Below are 21,014 nucleotides of genomic sequence, written 5' to 3' on the forward strand. Positions count from 1 at the left end.
TGGTGGCTTAGCGAGGGAGGAGAGTCGGCAGCGATACGGCATGGCTGCCGATCTGGCGGACCCACAGGGGCTCGGTTGGGAAGGCGGCGCAAAGCGCGGCCCAATCGGCGAGTGGCAGGCTGAAGCGTGGCTCGGGAGTGTCCCATAACGAGACAGGCGCAGCGACCGGCCCGAAACCGACGCGGTAGGCCTCCCGCTCCTCGACCAATGGCGTTTCGACCCCGTCGAGCCAGCGCCATGCGCCGCGCGCGCGCCTGATCCAGTGCCACTCGGGGTCGCCCGACGCACCTTGGCCGAAGCACGGATGGACAGGGGCGAGCGGACGGAGCGTCGTTCCAGGCGATACCAGTTCGGCATAGCTCGGCTCCGCTGCGCCCACGCTGCTGTGGGCCGCAAGTTCGAGGAACGTCTGCTCGCCAAGCGGCAGCAGCCGTTCGTCGAGCAAAACCGCCGGTGTGCCCTCGCCATGGCCAGAGCTCGCCAAATGCTCGGTCCCGCCGCGACCGCGCAGCAGCCCGGTCAGCCGCCAGCGCCCGTTGCCGCTGGGTTCGGCTTGTCGAAACTGGAGAATTTCCTCCCCGAGTAGCAGCCGATTGGCTCCGTTGAGGAGGGCGCGCTCGTCGACCGATTGCAGCTGCGCATCCGGCGGCCAGAGCGCGAGCTCGAGCGTCGCGCCGGGTTCGATCAGCAGCGCAGGAGACGCACCGAGCGCGCTCAGGCTGTGGCCCTGCACTGCCGATTCCGTAGTCGAAAGCCCCAGGGGAACGAGCGATTCGCCCTCCATCCCGAAAAGAGCGACAGATCCGCGCGTCCCCGGCATGCTGACTGCGGCATAGCGCAAGGGGATGTTGTTCGCCCCGGTGCCGTCCCACGCCAGCTCGAGATAGCGCAGCCGCAGGTCGCCGGGCAGATCGTCCGGTGGGATGAGGGCGTTGCCGGGATCGGCCAGAGCCGCGCCGGGGGTGGCTCGCACGACGCGCGCCATGTGCAGGTCCACTCCCTCGGCATGCGATTCGCAGCTCAGCACGCGCCAGATCCGTTGATCGCCTTCGCGCAGGACACATCGGCCCGGCGCGAATTCCGGTGCGAGTTCGGCAATGCGGTAGGCCAGCGTTTCGCGTGCGCTCGACGCCTGCCGCCGGATCTCCGCGATGCGGTCCTGGGCCATCGGGGCGGCAAAGGCGCCGCCGAACTCCACCACCGCCCCATCGCTTCCCGAGGCGCCGGGTGCGCGCTGGAACGAGGGCTGGAAGTCGCGTGCGGGGTCGTAATAGCGCAGCGCATGGGGCGCATCGTCGGCTATCGGTCCCCGCCGCAGGATCGGCTCGGCCCGTTCCTCGCTCTCGGCGCGGCCAGCGACCGCGACCGGCAGTAGGCTGGGTTCGGTGCCATCGATCGGGGCGAGTGCAATCGCATCTGCGGTCGTGGTGGCTGCGAATGGAAACACGCGCGCCACATCGTTCAGCAACACAGTGCGGGTGCCGCCCTGATCCGCGTAGCCGCGAAGGCCCGTCATCGGCACCGATGAGTCGGGCGTCAGCTTTGCTCCAGCCAGCAGATCGACGAGATCGAGCGCGCCGTCGGGCCCGATAACCTCGAAACTGAGCGCGGGGATCCGGTTGCCGAAGCTGGACAGGTCCAGATCTTCGAACACAGCATAGCTCAGCCCCCGAAAGGCGCAGGCCTGTGCGCCCCGGTCTGCGGCGATCGCCGGGTCGACCGGCTGGTCGCCATCGCCCGCATGCAGCCGCATGGTGCCGCCGACCTTCAGATCGCCCGCCGCGCCGCGCAGCAGGGCGCCATCGGCCCAGATGCGTCCCATGACTGCAATCGGACGGCTCGACAGGCCCACTGCGAAAGAGATCGAATAGCTGTAGGTTTTCGTCTTGGGCTGGCCCTTGCCGCCGCTGGTCGTGCTGCTTTCGACCAGGTCGGTCGCCCAGATGATCGTCCCCGGCATCCGCATCGTGCCGTAAACGCGGGGGACTGGCTGGCCATAGCTCGAGGTGGTGACCGCTAGCTCTGCAAGCCTTGGTCCTTCGCGCGTCGGCCTGCCAATCACGCTAGAATCGACCGCCCGGCCCAGCAATGCGCCGACTGCGCCACCGAAGGCCCCGCCAACCGCCGTGCCGACAGCGGACAGAATCAGCGTTGCCATAGTGTGTCTCCGTCAGGGTCGAGCCGCCAGGCGGCGAGGATGGGCCAGCTATCGGGCAGGGGAGCGCGGACCACTTTGCCAAGCCCTGCATGGGCGTGGACAATGTCGCCGTGCCCAGCCGCGATGGCGGTATGCAGCTGCGCGGGGGCGGTGCGCAGCAGGAGGATGTCTCCCGCGCGGCGGGCACCGGCTGTTTGGACGAGCCCCGCTGCATGCAGGGCCTCTAGCGGAATCGTGAAGCTCCGCCGGCGGGGGCGGTAGTCGGCGGGCAGATCGATCCGGACCCCGACCGCTGCGAGGCTCGCGAGGACCAGCCCGATACAGTCGAGTCCGTGCGCCAGGTCGCGGCCCTGCAACCGGAAGGGTGTGCCGACAAGCTCGCTCGCCGCATGGGCGAGCGCTTCTGATCGGTGCATCAGCTGCGCGACGGATACCGCGCGACGAGGTCGTTCCCCGGCAGGAAAGGCTCGCCGCGGAAGTTCGTCGCATTGCCGAACCGGCTCGAACAGGTCGCAATCGTCCGGTCGCAGCCCTCGCGCAGCTGCGCGCGCGTGCCGGGCGCAACGCCATCGGGGAGCGGCCCGTCGAGGATCAGCATGTCGCCATCCTGCGCGATGATCGCATGGCGCAGGCCGGTTGCGGGGCCTTCCAGCCAGCGAACCTCGCCGAACACGAAGCGCGCCGCTGCGACGCCATCGAAGCGCACGCCATTGGCGGCGAGATCGATGTCGGCGAGCGCGGCCTCATGCGTGAAGCGCGCGGGCGAGAGGTTGCAGCCCGGACCGCAGAAACGCGCGCGGCATCCGGGGCTCGTGCGCGGAACCGGGTCGAACTCCAACGCGGCCTTGGGCGAGCGTAATTGCGCGGAGAAGCCATCGGCGACCTCTTCGGTCTCACCCAGAGTGCCGCCGAACAGCGTGTGTGCCTCGCCGCTCTGCCAATCGATCCGCCCCATGCTCGCCGAAGCACCGTCGAACCGGCCCGCGGCAAGATCGACGGCGGATATCGTATCATGGGTCAGCGCACCCTCGATCTGCGCATCGTCGCCGCTGAGCTCGACCGTCTGGCGCAGTGCAGCGGGGCGGATCCCCGGCGCGGCGCGCAGGACCAGGCCATCCAGCGCAAGGTCGCGATCATGACTGGTAAACCCCAGCGTTACGCCGTCACGCCGTTCGATCCGCCAGAAAAAAGCGCGCGTGGCGAGCTGATCGCCATTCGCCGCCGCGCTCATGCCGCCTCCCTGATTTCGATCAGCGGAACGCTGGGCGCCTGCCCTGCCGCGAAGCCCGTCGCGCTGATCGCCAGCCGATCTTCGGCAAACCGAACGGGCACGTCGAACAGGAAGCCCGCGCGCACTTCGACGCCGTTTGCCGGAGGATCGTCGAGCACCACCTCGCCCAGCGGATCGAGCGTGAAGGCGGTGGTTTCGACGCCGTTCACGGCGACTCGCACGCTGCCCGCTCGCGGCCGCGTAATCCGGCGCACCTGCGGCTCGGGCCCGTCGCCATAGCGTTTGACGAGCGCGAAGCGCGTCCGCTCGCCGTCGCCGAGGCCCAGCCGCTGGTCGCCGGGTTGCGGCGCGGCTCCGCCCGAGGACTGGTCGAATGGATCGGCGAGGCGAAAGCCGCGGGCCGGGCCGTGGCGCGCGCGGAAGAAGGCGAGCAGGGTCGCCAGTTCGGCTTCGGAGCGGATCCCGGGGCCGACATCGTAGCGCAGGCGTGCATCCGCCCATTGCGCGGTACGACGCTCGTGACCCGAAGCGGTGACGAGGATCGAGGTGGAGAATTCGGGGCTGGCGCTCGCATCGCTGCCCAGCGCCAGCGGGTAGGGCACATCGTCGAAATTCTGCATGGCATCCTCGGCATCGAGATCGGGGGGAGGGGCGAGGCGCGTGTATCCGTCGCGCGCAACCTGCGGCAGCGCCCAGACGAAGCGGCGCTGCACGCCGCGCTGCTTCGCTTCGTCCAGCGCGGCATCGATCCGGGGCCAATATTTGAGAGCATCTTCGGGCAGCAGCACGAAGCCGGAGAGGTAATCCTGCCGGTCTATCGGATAGCCGAGCTTGCCATCGACATGGGCGTAGGCGGCGCGGCGGCGCGCATCGGCACCGGCGGTCAGCCAGTCGTAATCCTCCAGCTGCAGCCGGTCGAAGGCAGGATAGGCCCAGCCGGCGGGCAGGTTCGCGCGCTCAAGCTCGGGCATCTGGCGATCGAGGATCGTGGGCGTGAAGGCGAGCAGCATGACCTCCGCCGGGCCGCTCGCCGCATCGCGCACGGCTTGCGCCAATGCGGCGGTGGAAGCGGCCAGCAGCGCGCCTGCCTGGTCGAGCAGCGCCTTCTGCGCTTCGTCGAGCGGCGCGCGCATATCGGCGATGGCCGGCGGATCGCCGCCGAACGCGACTTTCGCCGCATCGTCGTAAAGGCAGGGCGCATAGCTGCCCGCCGTCACCCACCACCACGGCTCGCCGATCTGGAAGTGGACCGGCAGGCCCTCGCTTTCAGCGATCTGCACGAAGGCCGCCGCGACCTGCCGCAGGTAAGCCATCGCCCCTGCATGGGCTGGCGAGAGCAGCGTCGAGGGCGGTTCCCACCCCGTCAGCGCGGGCGATCCGTCGGCGCTGCGCTGCTTCCAGTCGTTCCAGCAATGCGCGTCGAGCAGTTCGTAGGACAGCGACCAGACGATCTCGAATCCGGCGGCAGCGGCTTCGGCAGCGAAGCTATGGTGCCAGGCGGCGCAGGAATCGTTGAGCGCGCCGCCCGCAAGGCTCACGTAGTGGCCTGCGCCAAGTGGTTCGAGCCGGAAATAATGGCTCATCCCGACATAGTGGAGCAGCTGCGACCGATAGCCGAGATGGCGGATCTGGCGGATCAGCCGCGCGGGCGTCTGGTTGAAAGCGTCGTCATACGCGGTTGCGATCCGCTCGCCATGTTCGGGGACAATGCAATCGCCGATTTCGAGCATGGCGCGCGCGCCGTCGCAGGAAATTTCGCTCAATTCCGCCCAGCCATCGACGCGGGCGGGCAACTGCTCGGTGCTACCAGAAACATAGCCTTCAGGAACGAGCGAGATGAACATCCGGTCGATATCGGCAGCGTGGATGGCCTCGCCGGGCAGGCCGAAGCCGCTTTCGAGTTGCGAAAACGGCAGCGTGACGAGGGCGTCCTCGGGCGAACCCTCCGCGTAATTCCACAGGCGGACATACCAGCTTCGTGCGGCCCCGCTCGCATCGCGACCTTCGATGGTCAGCGTCGGGCCGTGAACCGCGTCGAGCGCGACGATCCCGCCGCTGCGCCAGCGGAAGCTGAGCACTGTGTGCGTGTAATCGCGGTCGGTCGTATAGGCGTGGAGCGGGTGGTCGAGCGTGTCCTCGGTCTCCCAGATCAGCCCCGCCAGCTCGCCCCTGTGGTGGAATTCGCAGGTCACCCGCAGGGCATCGGGTGCGGTGGTGACAACGCTCGCCATCATCGGGCGGGGAAAATTGACCGTCCAGAAGCGCGGATCGAAGCGCTGGATGAAGTCGTGCTCCTGCCCGTTGCGGGCAGAGGCAAGCCAAAAGCTCATAGGAAAGTCTCCGGCAGGAAAATCGCCCACCCATGGGGGGCAAGGCCGACTGGCCGTCCGAAGCGGTCCGACCGAAGGGAGGACCAGCCGCGCAGGGTTTGCAAAAAGCTACAGCTCCATTGCGCGGCGCACGGCGGCGGCGATCTGGCGGCTGGAGCGTTCGAGCGCGACCGGCGCTGCCGTCCCCGCAGGGGCGGCGAGCTGAATGGAAACGTCCACGCGCTTCGCTTCGCCATGTTGCGCCAGCGGTACGATCCGTCCGTCGCCGGGCGGTACGAACAGCTCCGGCCCGCGCTCGCCCACGAGATAGCCGCGCTGCGCGCTGACTGCGCCGCCGGTCGCGCGCCCCGGCAGGCCGCCACCGAGACCCAGCGCGCCGCCGAAGAGCGGGCCGAGAAGATCGCCCAGCGGGCTCTTGTTTCCGAACAGCTCGCCAATCCCGAGCTTGAGCGCCTGGGCCGCGATCCGGTCGATCGCCTTGAGCGCGGTGGCCTGCAGATCCTCGAACCCCAGGCTTCCCCGGCGGATCGCGGTCAGCAGCCCGCGTTCGAGGACATCGCCGGCCCGCGCAAACCCGGACACCAGTTCGCTGTCGAGATCGCGGCGCATCCGCGCAATGTCGTCGGAAAATCCGCGCGTGCTCGCCCGCACGTCGATGATGAGTTCGTCGACCATATCAGTCATCGGGGGCAGCCTTCATCAGGTGTTCGAGATCGGCGCGGGTCATGCCCTCGCCGGTGGCCGCAATCGGCCCGAGCGCGATAGCCAGCTCGGCAGGGGTGGCGTGCCAGAAGGCTTCCGGTGGCCAGCCGAGCGCCTGCGCGGCGAGTGCGGCGAGCGGAGGAACACCGTCGCGAAAATCGCCGCTCATCGGCCTTGCAGGATCGACGCGAGCAGCGCGCGCAGGGGCTCGGTCGCGGAGGCGAGCCCGCCCGATACAACGGCCTCGCCCACTGCATCGCGGGTCAGGCCGTCGCGGCTCTGAAGGCAGTGCCAGAACAGCGTGGCGATCTCGGCGAGGCGCAGCTGCCCCTCGCTCGCCCGTTCGACCAGCGCGAACAGCGGGCCGAGTTCTTCCTCGGCTGCGACCAGTGCTGCGAAGCTGGGGCGCAGCGTGCGGACCTCGCCCGCAATGCGGATCGATGCCTCGCCGCGTAACGGGTTCGCACTCATACAGGCGCCACCGCGCCCGAACTTTCGAGCTGGATGGTGTAGTTGCGCTCGCCGTTGAAATCGCCCGAGTAGTCGAGTCGCTGGACGAGGAAGTGTCCGCGCAGCCGCGCGCCATCCTCGAACGACAGTTCGTATTCGTCTATCGTCCCCGCGAGCGCGTGGGCCTGCACCCGTGCCTCGGCCTGCGAGCCGAGGAAGATGCCCCCCGCACTGACCGAGACCGAGCGGGTGCCCGCGCCCGACAGCAGCTCGCGCCACCCGCCCGAACCCTTGTGCGTCACCGCCACGCTGTCGCCATTGATCGACATCTGCGTGGTGCGCAGCCCGGCGACGGTTTCGTAGGTGGGCGGGGCTGCGCCATCGCCGATCTTGAGAAGGAAGGCGGAGCCTGATTGGGCGGTCATTTCGATACCTTTATGAAAATCCGCTCACCCTGAGCTTGTCGAAGGGTCGTCCTGCTTATGTGACGGCGGAAGAAGGAAGTACGGGGCTTCGACAGGCTCAGCCCGAGCGGATTAGGGTTGGGGTGTTTCCAAGACGCGGAAGCGGTATTCGCGCAGCAGCGCGCGGGTGTTGCGTTCGCCACGCTCGGCGCGACCGCGCAGGAAATGCGCGGTAACGACCCGAAAGCCGGTCTGCGCGGCGGGCAGCGAGAGCACCCGCGCATCGACCTGTCCGGCAATATCCGCGCCGGCCGCTGGATCATCGCCATGCAGGCGCAGTTCGAAGGCGACGCGGACCTCGCGCCCCGGACGTTTTTTGGTGCTCCAGTCGATCGCGGCGGACGCCACCAGCGCAAGCCACGGCGTGGAGGCGCGTTCGGTCTCGGCCTCGTCGACCACGTTAACGACTTCCGTCAGCGCATCGTCGGCGCGCAGGTGGTCGATCAGCGCGGCGCGCAGGGCGGTCTCCATCAGTCGTCTCCGAAATTGGGCCAGAGCTTGGCGGGCGAACGCCAGCCATGGCCATCGAGGCGAGCGGCGCGGACGCGTGCATCGAGCCTGCGCAGCGCGCGCCTTTCGAGCGCGAGGGCAAGCCGGTCGAATGCCGGGACACGCACGCGGATCATGCGAGCCTCAGAACGCGCCACGGACGCCATAACGCAGCGATGGCTGCCGGGGGTTCGGCGAGAGAGGCCTCACCCTCGCGGTGGAGGTAGGCGGCGAAGCGCAGGATGCCGTGGCGCAACCCGTCGGGCAGGTGTGCCCAATCCGCCGCGAGCCCGGCCTCGAGCGTCACGACCACGCGGCTGACGAAGGGCCCGCGCCGCAGGCGCAGCTGCGCCGATCGATCGCCCGAGAGATGCAGATCGTATTCGTCATCGCCCAGCGCGGTGCGCGCGCCCTCGGCATCGAGCATCTCGACACCGGTCACCTGCGCAATCGGACGGGTGGCGAGCCGCGTCCACTCGTGGCTCGCATCGCGGACCTCCTCGATCGTCGCGGCCAGCGGCGTGAGGCCGGTAAAGGCCTCGCATGCTTCCACCCCCGCCCCGATCAGTGCGGTCAGCTGCGCATCGTCTGCGCTGCGGGTGATGCCGAGCCAGTGCTTGAGCTCGGCCAGCGCGGGCGAGAGATCGCCGGTAGCCAACACCATGCGGGTCATGGGCGGTCTCCTGAATTGTCGTAAGAGGAAGGCGCCCGCGCCGCAGGGTCCTCGACGGCCAGGGGAGAAGCCGGAGGTGCCGCAGCGGCGCGGGCGCGCAGGGTGCGGGGGCGAACCCCGCGCCCTGTCGGCGTCAGGCTTCGATCCGCAGCAGCTTGATCGCTGCGCTGTCGAGCACCTGTCCGCCGATCCGCTTGGTCGCGTAGAAGTGGACGAATGGCTTGTTGGTGAAAGGATCGCGCAGCACCTGCGTCGCGCTGCGTTCGGCGATCAGGTAGCCGTGGCGGAAATTTCCGAAGGCGATAGGATATTCGTCCGCCGCGATGTCGGGCATGTCCTCCGCCTCGACCACCGGATAGCCGAGCAGGCGGTCGGGCTGCCCCTCGACCAGCCCCGGCTGCCACAGGAACGCGCCGTCGCTGGTCTTGAGCTTGCGCACCTCGGCCAGCGTGGCGGAGTTCATCACGAAGCTGGCACCTTGGCGATGGCCGGCCTTGAGCGTGTGGACCAGGTCGATCAGCGTCAGGTCGGGATCGTCACCGAGCCCGGTCGCGCTGCCGGTGCCGATGTACTGGAGCGTGCCGAAGGCGCGGCTGTCGTCGCCCAGCGCCGAGGTTGCCGCCTCGAGAAAGCCCTTGGGCTGGTTGATGCCGGTGCCGTTGACGAAGGCCGATCCTTCGGCGCGCGCGAACTCCATCGCGATCTCGCTCGCGAGCCAGGTTTCGAGATCGAAACCCACATCGTCGAGCATGGCCTGCGACGCCGCCGGGTTGGCGTAAAGGTCGCCCGTCGGCGGAGCGATTTCGGCGAAGGTGGGCGCGCCGGTTTCGTCACGCGTGCCGGTCTCGCTTGCCCAGCCGCTCGCCGTGCCGCCGGTGGTGATGAGCTTTCGGTAACCTGCGGTGCCGGTCTGCACGACCTGAGCGATGGCGCGGATCGGGCTGATATCGGTGAGCGCGCGGGCGATCATCGCGTCGATCTGGCGCGGGACCGCATATCCGCCGTCGCTGGGCGAAGTGCCGGAAAGCGACTTGATCTCATGGGTGGCGCCACGCCGCAGGTAGCCGTCGACGAAGCCCTTCACCTCGGCGGGCGCGCTGTCGCTGGCGCCAAGCGCGGGGCGCTGCGCCGCGCGGCCGATGCGCTCGACGCGCGCCTTTACCTCATCGAGATCGGTGCGGATCGCGCCGACGTCGGCTTCGAGTGCATCCTGCCGGGCGACGATGTCGAAGCTGGCGTCGAGCGGGTCGGATGTGGTGTCGGTAATGGGGGTCTGGATATCCATGAAGAACCTTTCTTGTCGGCACGGGAAACACCCCCTCTCCTTGAAGGCGAGGGGGTTGGGGGGTGGGGCAGGCGTAGGGAAGGTAGCGAGGGTGGTGCGGTCGCCTCAGGCGATGAAATGCACCCGCGCGCCGTGTTGCAGCGGGTGGGTGACGAGGCTGATTTCGAGCAGCTCGACCGCGAGCAGTTCGCGGCCTTGCGGAGTGTGCCGCGCATACCGCGCACGGTATCCGAAACTCAGTCCGCTGACGGCGTGCGCGGCCAGCAAGGCGGTGGCGCGGCTGGCGGGCCGGTCGATCTGCGCCACTACGCGCAGACCCCTCGCATCCTCGCCGATCCGCTCGACCGTGCCGATCCGCTGGCGCGGATCGTGCTGCCAATAGAGCGGCAGTGGGTCGCGCCGGTCGCGCAAGGTGGCTGCAAACGCGCCGCAACGGATCGTGTCGCGCGCCGCATCGGCCTTGTCGAACAGCGCGGCATATCCGGCGATCCGCCAAATCCTCCCCTCCCCCCATTCTACTGGGGCGGGGAGGGGGTCGAGGGGTGGGGGTTGTGTGCGAGCAGTCGAGGCCGAACCTCCACCCCCGGCCCCTCCCCCAAGCGAGGGGAGCGCGCGGGTAGACGCCGACACACTCACTTCAGCAGCCCCGGCACGCCGAGCCGCACCGCAATGCCGAGCAGCAGCAGCGCGCACATCCCGCGCACCAGCCAGTCGATCGCGGCCTTCCACGCGCTCGCCTTGGCATCGCGCCAGGCTTGCAGCAGCTCGCGCAATTCGTCGATATCGCCCGACGCCGCCTCGTCCGACAGGCCGATGCGGACGAGCGCGCGGTTGGCACCCAGCTCGCCCGCTTCCTCGGCAATGGCGCGCAAGGTAACGAGTTCGGCACCCTCGGTACGCGCCTGCGCCAGCAGCGCGGCGAGCATGTCTTCATTGGTCATTGTGGGTCCTCCTGCGGAGCCAGCCCAAGCATTGCGCGGCGTTCCTCGGGCGTGAGGAAGTCCGCCTCGCTCACCTGCTTCCACAGCCGCTCGCGATCTTCGGAGAGCGCGGGAACCCGGTCGAGGTCGACTGCGATCTGCGCATCGGAGAACCATGGCGCCATCCCGGCGGCGAGCCCGCCGAAGATCTTGTCCGCCAGCGGCAGCAGTGTGAGCCGCCACAGCGCGCGGTTGGCCTCGCGGTAATTGGAATAGGTGTTGTCACCCGGCAGGCCGAGCAGCATCGGCGGCACCCCGAAGGCGAGCGCAATGTCGCGCGCGGCCGCCGCCTTGAGCGTCGCGAAATCCATGTCGGCGGGGCTCAGGGCCATGCTCTGCCAGCTGAGTCCGCCTTCGAGCAGCATCGGCCGTCCGGCATTGCCCTGACCCTGGAAGGCGCTGGCGAGCTCGGCCTTCAACCGCTCGAACTGGTCGGCGGTCAGCCCCTGCCCATCGCCCGGCGCATAGACCAGCGCGCCCGAGGGCCGTGCGGCGTTCTCCAGCAGGGCATTGTTCCACCGGCTGGCCGCGTTGTGGATCGCGATCGCCTGCGCCGCGGCGCTCAGGGCTCCCGCGCCGTAGTGATCGTCGCCGGGGTTGAGGCATTTGAGATGGATCAGCTCGGGCCAGCCGTCCTCGTCCTCCAGCGGAATGACATGGGTCTGCGCGCCGAGGTGATAGGCGAAGGCTTCGGGCCAGCCGATCGGGCCGGGGCGGATCGTCACCCGCTCGGGCCTCAGCGCGAACAGCTCGACCGGCCTGCCGCTGGCATCCTTCAGGATCTGGATGAAGGCATTGCCGTGGAGCAGCAGGTGAGCGGCTATGGTCTCGACCAGCGACTGGCCTGCGCTGGGCGCGGTGACGAGCGCGAAGAGCTCGTCCGCATCCTTCGTTTCCGGGGTCGAGACGGGCGCAGCGCCCACCCCCTCGGCCACGATCCGCACCGCCCGCTGCGCGACCGGATTGGAGGCATAGCCCGCCTCCAGACTGGTCACGTAATCGAAGGGCGGGGCGGAGGCCCCGCGCATCTCGAAGGCGGAAGCCCACGGCGAGGCGAAGCCGCGTGCGATGGGCACACGGGCGCTGCCCCCGCCCTTGAAGGCGGAGATCAGGTCGGTAAACATGGACATGGCGTCTCCCGGGATCAGGCGGTCCCCCGGGCAGGCGGCCCGAAAGGGGGAAGAGATGAAGCGTCAATTCGGTTTGCTGGTGCTGGGGATGGCCGCAGCACTCGGGTCTGGTCAGGCAGCCGCCGCGCAGGAGCGCGAACGCGTGGTCGAGGTCTCGGACTCAGGGTGTCGCATCGAGGTGAGCGATGGGACGAAGGCCCTGCTCATGCAGGCCGATGCCGACGGTGCTGCAAAGATCGGGCTGATGTTCAAGGCCGCGGTCGATACGCCGGGCCGGAAGCGCGAGGGCTATTTCTACATGCGCCTCGATTTCTCCACCGGCGGCCCGGTGACCTATCGCGACGGGTTCGAGGGCGTCTATGCCCAAGGCTATATTGCCGACATGAGCGTGGACGACCTCGCGTGGATGCTGAGCGAAACGCAGGGGCGGTTTTCCTATTCGGTCGGCGGGACGGCGCATCGCTTCGAAGCGAAGACGGGCGAGGACATTCCCGAGTTCGGTGCGTTCAGGGACTGTCTAAAGGCGTTGTAGTGCTTGTGGCACGTGGGCCGCTCGCCACCGGCATGCGGGCGCACCCCCAACCTTGCAGGCTGATATGATGGAGGTGGGGGAGGACATGGGGTTCTCCGCCTATCGGTCACCCCGGACTTGTTCCGGGGTGGTGCTTGTTTCATTCGTTGCGCATGCGGGCCTTCGATCCGACCGTGTACATTCTCGCGAGCTGCTATCGCGGTGCGCTCTATACCGGCGTCACGTCGGACCTGCTGACGCGGATCTACCAGCATCGCTGCGGCACCTTCGATGGCTATGCGAAGCGACGCGGCATCGCCTCGCTTGTTTGGTTCGATCGATACGAAGACATCGAGATCGCAATCCGGCGCGAGAAAACGATCAAGCGCTGGTCGCGCCAGTGGAAGTTCAACATAATCGAAGAGGAAAATCCGGATTGGCACGATCTCGCGGTGGATTTCGGTTTCGAGCGGCTTTGAAGTTCAGCACCACCCCGGAACAAGTCCGGGGTGACTCGGTGGCTCACATCCCCCGCACCCGCGGCCTTCCGCCACGCCCCAGCATCAGCTCGGTCAGCGCCCAGACCAGCGCATCGGCGCGGTCGGGCGAGCGGCCCGGGCCTTCGTAGCCTCCACCAATTGTAAGCCCGCAAAGCTGGTCCTCCAACTTCGCGAACAGCCCGGCGTGGCGCACGCGGCCTGCCTCGTACAAAGCCGCGACCGGCTCGGCGCGGGCGATCTTGCCGCGGCTGGCGTGGACCAGCCTGACCGGCAGCGAGACGTCCGCCGCGCGCAGCACGCTTTCGACCATCGCGCCGCCCTGATTGGCCTCGGCGATCACGCGGTCGGCTTCCCATTTCTCGGCGGCTCGGGCGACGGCGCGCGCCCATTTCTCGGGTGAGGCGCGCTCCACGCTTTCGTCGGCGAGGACGGTGGCGAGGCCATCCTCGTCTGTCCCGCACACCACGATGCCGCAGGCGTCGCCGCGGGCGCTGGCGGGGGGATCTACGCCTATGGCGATGCGGGTGAGAGCGGTAATCGTGGTCGCGGCCCCACCCCCCGACCCCCTCCGCTGAAGGGGAGGGGGAGTGGTGCGGCACGTCTCCAGCATCGCGCGGGTCCAAAGCGCGCCTTCGATGTCGGTCAGCAGTTCGCCGTCCAGTTCCTGCCGCCCGAGAGTGGTGCGGGCGAACTGGCGGCGCATCCGGTTGACGAAACGGGCGGGGAGGTTGCCCTCGTTATCCCATGTCGTCCCGCGCGTCACCGCGACCTCGCCCGTCTCGCTGTCCTCCAGCAATCGCCGGACCAGCGGCACGGCGCGCGGCGTGGTCGTCGCAGCCACGCGGGGGTGCTCGCCCAGACGCAGGCCCATCTGCAGGTTGTCCCACGCCGCCGTGGCGCGCTCGCCTGCATTGTCCCACTTGGCGATCTCGTCGCACCAGGCGTGGCTGTGCTGCGGTCCGCGCAAGGCTTCGGGCTCGGCGGCGGAGTAGCAATAGCCGCGCGCGCCGCCGGGCCACGACAGCCGTCGCAGGCTCGGTTCCCACTGCGGAGCCTGATCCGGCGCGCACACCGCGAGGATGCCGCTCTCGCCTTCGATCATGACGCTGCGCACCTCGCCCAGCGAGGCACCGACCAGCGCGATGCGCGCGTGCCGATCGCTCCGCGCGATGGCGCGCACCCATTCGGCCCCGGCGCGGGTCTTGCCGAAGCCGCGCCCAGCGCAGATCAGCCAGGTGTGCCAGTCGCTCTCCGGCGGCATCTGCTCGGTCCGCGCCCACAGCGGCCAGTAGCGGGCGATCGCCCGAGCTTCCGCTTCCGCCAGCGAGGCGTACCAGTCGAGCCGCGCCTCGGGGGCGAGCCTGAGCAGATCGCCCAGCCATTCAGCGCCCATCGCGCCCGTCGGCCTGCGATGCGGTGCCATCCTTCGCGAGCCGTTCGCGGATCGTGGCGAGCTTGCGTTCGAGCGAGGCGAACACCTCTGCCTCGTCCTGCCCGTGGCGTTTCGCCCGCTCGGTAGCGATCGTCTCACGGTGCGCGGCGAGCAGGCGGATCGCGTTGGCGATGTCGAGCTTGCGCTCCGGATCGTGCCCGCGCAGCTGGGCGAGCACCTCCATCTCCAGATGTTCGTACCCTTCGCAGAGCGCAGCGCGCCACGCGGCGGCGAAATCGGCATGTTCGCGCCGCGTCTTATACGCCCGGCTGAGCGAGATACCCGCTGTCTTCGCCGAGGCGCTGACATTGGAGGTCGCGGCAAGATGCTGGAGGAAATAGGTCCGCCAGTGCTTGTTGACCGGGCCTTCGCCTTCGGCCGCCTTCTGCGCATCGGTAAAGCGCACGTTCTTGCGCTTCGCCCGTGTCGGGGGCGAAGGCCGGATATTGCTGGTCATGGAGGAAGCGCCCCGAGTGTCGGAGATGAGCCCTGGCGAGGCAGCGCTGGCCATCCGGGCCGTCCGCACCATCGCGATGTTCCGGTTCTCTAACCAAAGAGCGTCGCGATGTCAATCGTAAAATAACCGATATGGTAAATTGTCAGGTGATGCGATTGCTTGCGCGGGTTCGCGGCCTCGCCTAAGCGGCGCCAACACGGGCGAGGGAGCGGCCATGCTGCGCAAATTGTACGAATGGACGATGGAGAAGGCGGCGCATCCGCATGCGCAGTGGTGGCTGGCGCTGTTTGCGTTCGTCGAATCGAGTTTCTTCCCGATCCCGCCGCACCCGCTGCTGGGCCTGATGTGCCTCGCCGAGCCGAAGAAGGCGATCCGCTTCGCAATGATCGCCACGGGTGCCTCGGTCGTCGGCGGACTGTTCGGCTACGCCATCGGTGCGCTGCTGTACGAGAGCATCGGCCTGTGGCTCCTGAACGCGCTGGGCTATGCGGACGCCTTCCCGTGGGCGGCCTGCACCGTGAACGCGAACGGCGGCTGGGCGGTCTTCGCCACCGCCAGCACGCCGATCCCCTACAAGCTGATGACAATCACGGCGGGCTTCGTGAGCATGAACCTCGCGACCTTTATCATCGCCAGCATCGCCGGGCGCGGGCTGATCTTCATGACTGTGGGCGTTCTGTTCCGCCTGTTCGGCGCGCCGATCAAGATCTTCATCGACAAGTACCTGGTCCCGCTGACCACGCTGTTCGTCGTGCTGGTGGTGGGCGGCTTCCTCGCGATCACGCAACTGGCGCATGACGACGGCGAGAGCGACGCGAACGACCCCTGCGCGTCGGCTACGCTCGAGGACCTGTGACCGCACTGCCCGAGCCTACCCCGCCAGCCGAACATCCGCTGTCGCGGCGGCTGGCGGCGGAGGGTATCGGCAGCTTCTTCCTCTTCCTCGGGGTCTTGGGCTCGGGCATCATGGCCGAGACTCTGTCGGGCGGGAATGCGGCCATCGCGCTGCTCGCAAACACGATTGCGACGGGCGCGATTTTGTATGTGCTGATCGCGATGCTCGGGCCGATCTCGGGCGCGCATTTCAACCCGGCGGTGACGCTGGCCTTCTGGCTCCGCCGCGAGATCGCCGCGACCCCGGCGATCCTCTACATGATCGTCCAGGTCGCGATCGGCGCGCTGGGTGCCTTTGCCGCGCACCTGATGTTCGAGCTGCCGATCCTGCAATTGTCGGAAAAGAGCCGCTTCGGCGTGGGGCAATGGGCGGGCGAAGGTATCGCGACCTTCGGCCTGGTGCTGACGATCCTCGTCACGCTGAAGCGGCTGCCCGGATCGGTCCCGGCCAGCGTCGCGCTCTATATCGTCGCCGCCTACTGGTTCACGTCGAGCACCAGCTTCGCCAATCCGGCGATCACCATCGTGCGCAGCCTCAGCGATACTTTCGCCGGGATCGACCCGGCGCACGTGCCCGGCTTCATCGCGGCGCAGCTGGCGGGCATGCTGCTGGCGGTGGTGGTGGGCGGCTGGCTGAGTTCCGATCCGCCCACCGGGCAGACCGCTTAGCCGTTAAACGTCGTTTCCAGCGTGATCTCGGTGTCGAGCAGCTTGGACAGCGGGCAGTTTTCCTTGGCACTCCTGGCGCATTCCTCGAACGTCGCCTGGTCGAGGCCATCGCCGCCGCCGGTTACCGACAGTGCGGACTTGCTGACCTTGAACCCGTCGCCGTCCTTATCGAGCGTCACCTCGCAGGTTGTCTCGATCGTCCCGTCCGAATGGCCCTTGTCGGCCAGCTGGAAGGCGAGCGCCATGGTGAAGCAGCTGGCGTGGGCCGCGCCGATCAGCTCTTCCGGGTTGGTCCCGGGCGCATCCTCGAACCGGGTGTTGAAGCCATAGGGCTGGTCTTTCAGCGCGCCCGATTGGGTCGAAACGTGGCCCTTGCCGCTCTTGCCGAAGCCTTCGTATCTGGCGCTGCCGCTATTGGTCGTGCTCATCGTAATGATCTCCTTGTGTGAAGGAGACGCGGGCCAGCGCCAGTCGTTCCGGCCCCGCTGGCGCGCTCTCAACCGAGCAGCGCTTCGCCGACAACGCCGGCACCAATGGCCACCACCAGCCCTGCAAACCCGATTTCCAGCGCCCGTTTGCGCGTCGCCAGCAATTGGCCGATCCAGCGGCCGAGGATGCTGCCGCCGACCCCGCCCGCAACGAGCCAGAGCACGAGCTGCCAGTCCACGAGGCCGGAGAGAGCATAGGACCCGGCGGTTGTCGCGCCGAGGGCGGTGACCGCAACCAGCGAGCTGCCGATGGCAAGCATGATCGACATGCCGGTCGCGAAGATGAGACCGGGCACGACCAGAAAGCCGCCTCCGATACCGAAGAAGCCCGCGAGCACGCCTACCGCGAGGCCCGTCGGCACGATCCGCGCGAGCATTGGTGCGGCATTGTCGCGGGTCATGCGGACAATCGCGTTCTCGTTGGCCGTGCGCCGCCGCATCATCAAGCCGCCGACGACAACCATCAGGACGCCGAACAGCGCGAGCAGCCGCTCGCCGTCGAAAGCCATGCCGGCCCGCGCGCCGAGCGCCGCTCCGACCGCTCCGGAGAGCGCGAAAGAGAGCGCACAGGGCCAGCGCACATTGCCGCCTCGCGCGTGGCCAGCAAGGCCGACGAGCGCATTGAGCGCGACCGCGACCGCCGAAGTGCCGATCGCGACGTGCGGCGACTGCACCCCGACGACATAGACCAGCAGCGGCACGGCGAGGATCGAGCCTCCGCCTCCGACCAGCCCGAGGACCAGGCCGATCAAGCCGCCTGACAACAGGGTCAGGATAATACCTGCCGCGTCCATCGCCGGTCAGCCGTGCTGCGGCTTGCGGTTCCACGGCATGACCGCGAGCAGATGCGCCATGCCGCACCAGCCCGTCGTGCCCGCGAAAGCCAGCCCCGCACCGACGAACCCGGCAAGCGCGAACCAGCCGGGCGCAACGATCAGCCCCAGCACGATACCGATCATCACCAGTGATCCAGCGGCGATTTGCACCTGCCGCATGATCTCGAGCGGCTGGCTGCGGTCTTCCGCAACGGGAAGCCCCGCCTTGCGCCAACCTTCGAGCCCGCCTTCGAGAAGAAACGCCTCGCCCGGATGGCAGCAGGCGAGCCTGTCGGCATTGCTCGCCGTGCGCATGCCGGAGCGGCACATGAACACGACAGGGCCGTCCGTTTCGAGCCGGTCGATCCGGTCGAGCGGCCGGTTTTCGGCCCCTTCGGCCCGCGCGCGGGCGAACTCGTCGGCGCCGCGAATATCGATCAGCTGCGCGCCGTTCGCCAGCAGCTCACGGGCTTCGCGCGGCGAAATGGTTTTGGGGGTGGTGGGGGACATTCGGGGGTTCACTCCTGACAATAAAGTTCGTGCAAGGTCGCCAGCAGGGTCCGGCAGCGGGGGTCTGCGATCCGGTACCAGGCCGTCTGCGCCTCACGCCGGAAGTCGACGAGGCCCTCGGCCCGCATCTTCGCGAGATGCTGCGACAGGGCGGACTGCGAGAGGCCGACCTCTTCGGCGAGCGCGTTGACCCGCATCTCGCCATGCTCGGCCAGCTTGCACATCACCATCAGCCGACGCGTGTTGCCGAGCGCCTTGAGCAGCTCGGCGACACTGGTGGCGTTGGCCTCGAAGGATGCGAGGTCGGCGGGGGCGAGGATGGGTTGGTTTTTCATTAGCTCTTGCTAAATAAGCATTGGCTAATATATGTCAAGCGACACAGACCACTTGATGGAGAAAGATCATGACGAATCCCCGAATTCGCGCATTCTTCGACGAACCGACCAATACCGTCAGCTACCTCGTCTGGGACCCGGCAACGGGCAAGGGCGCGGTGATCGACCCCGTGCTCGATTTCGATCTTGCATCGGGGGAGGCCGACGTCCGGTCTGCCGAAGCCATCCTGGCGGCCGCCGAGGAAGCCGGGGTGACGGTCGCGTACGTGCTCGAGACCCACGCCCATGCCGATCACCTGAGCGCGGCGCCCTTCATCAAGGCGAAGACCGGCGCGACCATCGGCATCGGGGCGCATATCCGCGACGTGCAAAAGATCTTCCGCCCGGTCTTCGGCCTCGACGACCTGACGCCCGACGGATCCGATTTCGACCGCCTGTTCGAAGATGGCGAGCAGTTCGCGATCGGCGAGCTGGAGGTGGAGGTGCTCCACGTACCCGGCCACACCCCGGCGGACCTCGCCTACAAGGTGGGCGATGCGGTGTTCGTGGGCGATACGCTGTTCATGCCCGACTATGGCACCGCACGGGCGGACTTCCCGGGCGGCGACGCGCGCCAGCTCTACCGCTCGATCCGGCGCATCCTCTCGCTACCCGGCGAAACGCGGCTGTTCATGTGCCACGACTACAAGGCACCGGGGCGCGACGACTATGCGTGGGAAACCACCGTTGCCGAGCAGCGCGAGAAGAGCGTGCATGTGCACGACGGCGTGAGCGAGGACGAGTTCGTGGCAATGCGCGAGGAGCGCGACGAAGGCCTCGCCGTCCCGCGGCTGCTCCTGCCCTCGGTCCAGGTGAACATCCGCGCGGGCCGCTTCCCCGAAGCGACCGAGAACGGGGTTTCCTATCTGCGCATTCCGATCAAGCCGGTGCGCCACGCCGTGACCGACGGCTGATCAGAGTATCCCGACAGCCTTGCCTGCGCGTTCGAACATGCCGAGGATGGTGGAAACCTCTTCCTCGCTATGTTCGGCGCACAGCGAGCAGCGCAGCAGCGTCATGTTGGCGGGCGTTGCCGGCGGGCGGGCGAGATTGACGTAGAGCCCTTCCTTCAGCAGCGCCTCCCACATCTGCGCGCCCTTGGTCAGGTCGGGCATGATCACCGCGACGATCGCGCTTTGCGGGGTCTCGGTGCCGAGCTGGAAGCCCAGGTCCTTGAGGCCGGAGTGCAGCCGCTTGGAATTCTCCCACAGGTGCGCGCGCTTGTTCGACCCGTGCATCAGCTTGCGGATCGAGGTCGCGGCGGTCGCGACCACCGAAGGCGGCAGGCTGGCGGTAAACACGTAAGGTCGGCACACCAGCCGCATGATCTCGAAATCGAGGTGGTTGGAAACGCAGAAGCCGCCCACCGTGCCCACGCTCTTCGAAAACGTGCCGATCACGAAGTCGACATCGTCGAGCACGCCCTGGTCCTCGGCGACGCCGCGTCCATGTTCGCCGATGAAGCCCATCGAATGCGCCTCGTCGACCAGCACCATCGCGCCCGCTTCCTTGGAAATGCGAACCATTTCCTTGAGCGGCGCGACATCGCCCAGCATCGAATAGACGCCTTCGAGGACGACCAGCTTGCCCGCATCGGCGGGAATGCGCTTCAGCCGTTTTTCGAGCGCTTCGATATCGTTGTGGCGGAAGGGCACGATCTCGGCCCGGCCCATCGCGCAGCCATCGTAGATCGAGGCATGGCTGTCGATATCGATCACCACGTAATCGCCCTTGCCGGCGATGGTGGAGATGATCCCGAGGTTGGCCTGATAGCCGGTGGAAAAGACCATCGCATGGTCCATTCCGTAAAATTCCTTGAGCGCGTCCTCGCACTCCCGGTGGCCCTGATAGGTGCCGTTCAGAACGCGGCTGCCGGTCGTGCCGGTGCCGAATTCTTCCAGCGCCTGCTTCCCTGCGGCGATGACATCTTCGTCGAAGGTCATCCCCATGTAGTTGTAGGTGCCGAGCAGGATCGTCTCGCGCCCGTTGCAGATCGCGCGGGTGGGCGAAAGGACCTTTTCCATCACCAGGTTGAACGGGTCTTCCACCCCGCTGGCGAGCAGGCCCTCGCGCATCTGGATGAGCTCGTCGAACTTCGCGAACAGATCGCCCTTGGCGCGGCCTTCACGTTCAACCGGAGCGTCCGGCTGGCTGATGCCTTCGCTCATCAGGCTTCGACCAGTTTCTTCACGGCATCGACGAGCTGGCCGTAGGTCTCGATCTCGGCCTGCTGGTTCATGCTGATGATGATGTCGAATTCGTCTTCGATCGCGGCGACGAAATCCATCACCGTCAGGCTGTCGAATTCCAGGTCGCCCTGGAAGGTCGTCGCATCGGTGATCGTCACATCGTTCTTGTTGAACGGCTCTATCAGCGTGCGGATTCGACGGTCGATTTCGGCACGGTCCATAGCGGGATTCCTTCGTTTCTTCTTAGCGCGGGGCAAAGCTTGTTCGCCCCGTATTTGTCAAG

General features: G+C 67.7%; 28 protein-coding genes. 5 read left to right on the plus strand and 23 right to left on the minus strand.

Translation table 11 applies throughout. The annotated features are described in order from the left end of the window. Positions 1-7: 7 nt before the first annotated feature. From AAG612_RS11190 to AAG612_RS11260, 15 genes are all read right to left on the minus strand, one after another. Positions 8-2,158 (minus strand): GTA baseplate fiber-binding domain-containing protein, encoded by a 2,151-nt coding sequence (locus AAG612_RS11190; RefSeq protein ID WP_342510229.1) that lies wholly within the window; start codon positions 2,156-2,158, stop codon positions 8-10. Further along, positions 2,146-2,574 (minus strand): NlpC/P60 family protein, encoded by a 429-nt coding sequence (locus tag AAG612_RS11195; protein WP_342510231.1) that lies wholly within the window; start codon positions 2,572-2,574, stop codon positions 2,146-2,148. The genes AAG612_RS11190 and AAG612_RS11195 overlap by 13 nt, the downstream gene beginning before the upstream one ends. Further along, the gene (locus AAG612_RS11200; RefSeq protein ID WP_342510233.1) at positions 2,574-3,389 is read right to left on the minus strand and encodes a DUF2163 domain-containing protein; all 816 of its coding nucleotides are present in this window, start codon (positions 3,387-3,389) and stop codon (positions 2,574-2,576) included. The genes AAG612_RS11195 and AAG612_RS11200 overlap by 1 nt, the downstream gene beginning before the upstream one ends. Further along, on the minus strand, positions 3,386-5,719 hold the full coding sequence (locus AAG612_RS11205) for a DUF2460 domain-containing protein (RefSeq protein ID WP_342510235.1): 2,334 nt from the start codon (positions 5,717-5,719) through the stop codon (positions 3,386-3,388). Before AAG612_RS11205 ends, AAG612_RS11200 begins: the two co-directional genes overlap by 4 nt. 108 nt (positions 5,720-5,827) lie before the next feature. Next, positions 5,828-6,403, minus strand: coding sequence for a tail tape measure protein (locus AAG612_RS11210; RefSeq protein ID WP_342510237.1), 576 nt, complete (start codon positions 6,401-6,403; stop codon positions 5,828-5,830). Beyond that, positions 6,396-6,590 carry a phage tail assembly chaperone gene (locus AAG612_RS11215; protein ID WP_342510239.1) on the minus strand — a complete coding sequence of 65 codons (195 nt, stop codon included), beginning with the start codon at positions 6,588-6,590 and terminating at the stop codon, positions 6,396-6,398. The genes AAG612_RS11210 and AAG612_RS11215 overlap by 8 nt, the downstream gene beginning before the upstream one ends. Then, positions 6,587-6,892, minus strand: a complete 306-nt coding sequence (locus tag AAG612_RS11220; protein ID WP_342510241.1) for a gene transfer agent family protein — start codon at positions 6,890-6,892, stop codon at positions 6,587-6,589. Before AAG612_RS11220 ends, AAG612_RS11215 begins: the two co-directional genes overlap by 4 nt. Then, complete coding sequence (locus AAG612_RS11225; RefSeq protein ID WP_342510243.1) at positions 6,889-7,296, minus strand: phage major tail protein, TP901-1 family; 408 nt, start codon at positions 7,294-7,296, stop codon at positions 6,889-6,891. Before AAG612_RS11225 ends, AAG612_RS11220 begins: the two co-directional genes overlap by 4 nt. Positions 7,297-7,407: 111 nt before the next feature. Further along, on the minus strand, positions 7,408-7,806 hold the full coding sequence (gene gp17, locus AAG612_RS11230; protein ID WP_342510246.1) for a tail completion protein gp17: 399 nt from the start codon (positions 7,804-7,806) through the stop codon (positions 7,408-7,410). Further along, positions 7,806-7,961, minus strand: a complete 156-nt coding sequence (locus tag AAG612_RS11235; protein ID WP_342510248.1) for a hypothetical protein — start codon at positions 7,959-7,961, stop codon at positions 7,806-7,808. Before AAG612_RS11235 ends, gp17 begins: the two co-directional genes overlap by 1 nt. Continuing rightward, positions 7,958-8,497 (minus strand): head-tail connector protein, encoded by a 540-nt coding sequence (locus AAG612_RS11240; protein ID WP_342510250.1) that lies wholly within the window; start codon positions 8,495-8,497, stop codon positions 7,958-7,960. The genes AAG612_RS11235 and AAG612_RS11240 overlap by 4 nt, the downstream gene beginning before the upstream one ends. Positions 8,498-8,630: 133 nt before the next feature. Continuing rightward, a complete protein-coding gene (locus AAG612_RS11245) occupies positions 8,631-9,782 on the minus strand; it encodes a phage major capsid protein (protein ID WP_342510252.1) in 1,152 nt (383 codons plus the stop codon). A 105-nt stretch (positions 9,783-9,887) separates the two neighbouring features. Beyond that, complete coding sequence (locus AAG612_RS11250; protein WP_342510345.1) at positions 9,888-10,280, minus strand: HK97 family phage prohead protease; 393 nt, start codon at positions 10,278-10,280, stop codon at positions 9,888-9,890. A gap of 134 nt (positions 10,281-10,414) precedes the next feature. Beyond that, a complete protein-coding gene (locus AAG612_RS11255; protein WP_342510253.1) occupies positions 10,415-10,723 on the minus strand; it encodes a DUF6127 family protein in 309 nt (102 codons plus the stop codon). Then, positions 10,720-11,892 carry a phage portal protein gene (locus AAG612_RS11260; RefSeq protein ID WP_342510256.1) on the minus strand — a complete coding sequence of 391 codons (1,173 nt, stop codon included), beginning with the start codon at positions 11,890-11,892 and terminating at the stop codon, positions 10,720-10,722. Before AAG612_RS11260 ends, AAG612_RS11255 begins: the two co-directional genes overlap by 4 nt. A 55-nt stretch (positions 11,893-11,947) precedes the next feature. Here AAG612_RS11260 and AAG612_RS11265 point away from each other — a divergent pair, with 55 nt between their 5' ends. After that, entirely contained in the window at positions 11,948-12,424 is a 477-nt protein-coding gene (locus AAG612_RS11265; RefSeq protein ID WP_342510258.1) for a hypothetical protein, read from the plus strand. A gap of 152 nt (positions 12,425-12,576) precedes the next feature. Next, positions 12,577-12,882: a GIY-YIG nuclease family protein gene (locus tag AAG612_RS11270; RefSeq protein WP_342510260.1), complete on the plus strand. Its 306-nt coding sequence runs from the start codon at positions 12,577-12,579 to the stop codon at positions 12,880-12,882. 43 nt (positions 12,883-12,925) lie between these two features. Here AAG612_RS11270 and AAG612_RS11275 read toward each other — a convergent pair whose 3' ends face one another. Both AAG612_RS11275 and AAG612_RS11280 read right to left on the minus strand, forming a co-directional pair. Then, positions 12,926-14,296 carry a DNA-packaging protein gene (locus AAG612_RS11275; RefSeq protein ID WP_342510262.1) on the minus strand — a complete coding sequence of 457 codons (1,371 nt, stop codon included), beginning with the start codon at positions 14,294-14,296 and terminating at the stop codon, positions 12,926-12,928. Then, on the minus strand, positions 14,286-14,792 hold the full coding sequence (locus AAG612_RS11280) for a hypothetical protein (RefSeq protein WP_342510265.1): 507 nt from the start codon (positions 14,790-14,792) through the stop codon (positions 14,286-14,288). Before AAG612_RS11280 ends, AAG612_RS11275 begins: the two co-directional genes overlap by 11 nt. A 214-nt stretch (positions 14,793-15,006) precedes the next feature. On the opposite strand from AAG612_RS11280, the gene AAG612_RS11285 reads away from it, so the two are divergent. Then, on the plus strand, positions 15,007-15,648 hold the full coding sequence (locus AAG612_RS11285; protein ID WP_342510266.1) for a YqaA family protein: 642 nt from the start codon (positions 15,007-15,009) through the stop codon (positions 15,646-15,648). A gap of 38 nt (positions 15,649-15,686) precedes the next feature. Continuing rightward, positions 15,687-16,355, plus strand: a complete 669-nt coding sequence (locus AAG612_RS11290) for an aquaporin (RefSeq protein WP_342510346.1) — start codon at positions 15,687-15,689, stop codon at positions 16,353-16,355. Here the strand turns inward: AAG612_RS11290 and AAG612_RS11295 are convergent. The 4 genes from AAG612_RS11295 to AAG612_RS11310 form a co-directional block, all read right to left on the minus strand. Further along, positions 16,352-16,783 carry an OsmC family protein gene (locus AAG612_RS11295; RefSeq protein ID WP_342510267.1) on the minus strand — a complete coding sequence of 144 codons (432 nt, stop codon included), beginning with the start codon at positions 16,781-16,783 and terminating at the stop codon, positions 16,352-16,354. The two genes, AAG612_RS11290 and AAG612_RS11295, sit on opposite strands and share 4 nt — an antisense overlap. Positions 16,784-16,851: 68 nt before the next feature. Beyond that, entirely contained in the window at positions 16,852-17,637 is a 786-nt protein-coding gene (locus AAG612_RS11300; RefSeq protein ID WP_342510269.1) for a sulfite exporter TauE/SafE family protein, read from the minus strand. Positions 17,638-17,643: 6 nt separating this feature from the next. After that, positions 17,644-18,168, minus strand: coding sequence for a rhodanese family protein (locus AAG612_RS11305; RefSeq protein ID WP_342510271.1), 525 nt, complete (start codon positions 18,166-18,168; stop codon positions 17,644-17,646). An 8-nt stretch (positions 18,169-18,176) separates the two neighbouring features. Then, a complete protein-coding gene (locus AAG612_RS11310) occupies positions 18,177-18,503 on the minus strand; it encodes an ArsR/SmtB family transcription factor (RefSeq protein WP_342510272.1) in 327 nt (108 codons plus the stop codon). A 68-nt stretch (positions 18,504-18,571) separates the two neighbouring features. On the opposite strand from AAG612_RS11310, the gene AAG612_RS11315 reads away from it, so the two are divergent. Then, the gene (locus AAG612_RS11315; RefSeq protein ID WP_342510274.1) at positions 18,572-19,456 is read left to right on the plus strand and encodes an MBL fold metallo-hydrolase; all 885 of its coding nucleotides are present in this window, start codon (positions 18,572-18,574) and stop codon (positions 19,454-19,456) included. On the opposite strand, the gene spt is transcribed toward AAG612_RS11315, so the two are convergent. Next, the gene (gene spt / locus AAG612_RS11320; protein WP_342510275.1) at positions 19,457-20,710 is read right to left on the minus strand and encodes a serine palmitoyltransferase; all 1,254 of its coding nucleotides are present in this window, start codon (positions 20,708-20,710) and stop codon (positions 19,457-19,459) included. It abuts the gene before it with no gap. Then, the gene (locus AAG612_RS11325; RefSeq protein WP_342510277.1) at positions 20,710-20,952 is read right to left on the minus strand and encodes an acyl carrier protein; all 243 of its coding nucleotides are present in this window, start codon (positions 20,950-20,952) and stop codon (positions 20,710-20,712) included. The genes spt and AAG612_RS11325 overlap by 1 nt, the downstream gene beginning before the upstream one ends. Between the last annotated feature and the right edge of the window lie 62 nt (positions 20,953-21,014).

The organism is Citromicrobium bathyomarinum, from assembly GCF_038594605.1.
Taxonomy (GTDB): domain Bacteria; phylum Pseudomonadota; class Alphaproteobacteria; order Sphingomonadales; family Sphingomonadaceae; genus Alteriqipengyuania; species Alteriqipengyuania bathyomarina_B.

Bases quoted from the DNA above. Each gene is read 5' to 3' on its own strand.
- AAG612_RS11255 (WP_342510253.1), bottom strand. From the start codon at position 10,723: ATGACCAATGAAGACATGCTCGCCGCGCTGCTGGCGCAGGCGCGTACC.
- AAG612_RS11295 (WP_342510267.1), bottom strand. From the start codon at position 16,783: ATGAGCACGACCAATAGCGGCAGCGCCAGATACGAAGGCTTCGGCAAG.
- AAG612_RS11265 (WP_342510258.1), top strand. From the start codon at position 11,948: ATGAAGCGTCAATTCGGTTTGCTGGTGCTGGGGATGGCCGCAGCACTC.
- spt (WP_342510275.1), bottom strand. From the start codon at position 20,710: ATGAGCGAAGGCATCAGCCAGCCGGACGCTCCGGTTGAACGTGAAGGC.
- AAG612_RS11305 (WP_342510271.1), bottom strand. From the start codon at position 18,168: ATGTCCCCCACCACCCCCAAAACCATTTCGCCGCGCGAAGCCCGTGAG.
- AAG612_RS11275 (WP_342510262.1), bottom strand. From the start codon at position 14,296: ATGGGCGCTGAATGGCTGGGCGATCTGCTCAGGCTCGCCCCCGAGGCG.
- AAG612_RS11235 (WP_342510248.1), bottom strand. From the start codon at position 7,961: ATGATCCGCGTGCGTGTCCCGGCATTCGACCGGCTTGCCCTCGCGCTC.
- AAG612_RS11270 (WP_342510260.1), top strand. From the start codon at position 12,577: ATGCGGGCCTTCGATCCGACCGTGTACATTCTCGCGAGCTGCTATCGC.
- AAG612_RS11310 (WP_342510272.1), bottom strand. From the start codon at position 18,503: ATGAAAAACCAACCCATCCTCGCCCCCGCCGACCTCGCATCCTTCGAG.
- AAG612_RS11280 (WP_342510265.1), bottom strand. From the start codon at position 14,792: ATGACCAGCAATATCCGGCCTTCGCCCCCGACACGGGCGAAGCGCAAG.
- AAG612_RS11325 (WP_342510277.1), bottom strand. From the start codon at position 20,952: ATGGACCGTGCCGAAATCGACCGTCGAATCCGCACGCTGATAGAGCCG.
- AAG612_RS11210 (WP_342510237.1), bottom strand. From the start codon at position 6,403: ATGACTGATATGGTCGACGAACTCATCATCGACGTGCGGGCGAGCACG.
- AAG612_RS11245 (WP_342510252.1), bottom strand. From the start codon at position 9,782: ATGGATATCCAGACCCCCATTACCGACACCACATCCGACCCGCTCGAC.
- AAG612_RS11240 (WP_342510250.1), bottom strand. From the start codon at position 8,497: ATGACCCGCATGGTGTTGGCTACCGGCGATCTCTCGCCCGCGCTGGCC.
- AAG612_RS11225 (WP_342510243.1), bottom strand. From the start codon at position 7,296: ATGACCGCCCAATCAGGCTCCGCCTTCCTTCTCAAGATCGGCGATGGC.
- AAG612_RS11300 (WP_342510269.1), bottom strand. From the start codon at position 17,637: ATGGACGCGGCAGGTATTATCCTGACCCTGTTGTCAGGCGGCTTGATC.
- AAG612_RS11220 (WP_342510241.1), bottom strand. From the start codon at position 6,892: ATGAGTGCGAACCCGTTACGCGGCGAGGCATCGATCCGCATTGCGGGC.
- AAG612_RS11195 (WP_342510231.1), bottom strand. From the start codon at position 2,574: ATGCACCGATCAGAAGCGCTCGCCCATGCGGCGAGCGAGCTTGTCGGC.
- AAG612_RS11315 (WP_342510274.1), top strand. From the start codon at position 18,572: ATGACGAATCCCCGAATTCGCGCATTCTTCGACGAACCGACCAATACC.
- AAG612_RS11190 (WP_342510229.1), bottom strand. From the start codon at position 2,158: ATGGCAACGCTGATTCTGTCCGCTGTCGGCACGGCGGTTGGCGGGGCC.
- AAG612_RS11200 (WP_342510233.1), bottom strand. From the start codon at position 3,389: ATGAGCGCGGCGGCGAATGGCGATCAGCTCGCCACGCGCGCTTTTTTC.
- AAG612_RS11260 (WP_342510256.1), bottom strand. From the start codon at position 11,892: ATGTCCATGTTTACCGACCTGATCTCCGCCTTCAAGGGCGGGGGCAGC.
- gp17 (WP_342510246.1), bottom strand. From the start codon at position 7,806: ATGGAGACCGCCCTGCGCGCCGCGCTGATCGACCACCTGCGCGCCGAC.
- AAG612_RS11215 (WP_342510239.1), bottom strand. From the start codon at position 6,590: ATGAGCGGCGATTTTCGCGACGGTGTTCCTCCGCTCGCCGCACTCGCC.
- AAG612_RS11285 (WP_342510266.1), top strand. From the start codon at position 15,007: ATGCTGCGCAAATTGTACGAATGGACGATGGAGAAGGCGGCGCATCCG.
- AAG612_RS11205 (WP_342510235.1), bottom strand. From the start codon at position 5,719: ATGAGCTTTTGGCTTGCCTCTGCCCGCAACGGGCAGGAGCACGACTTC.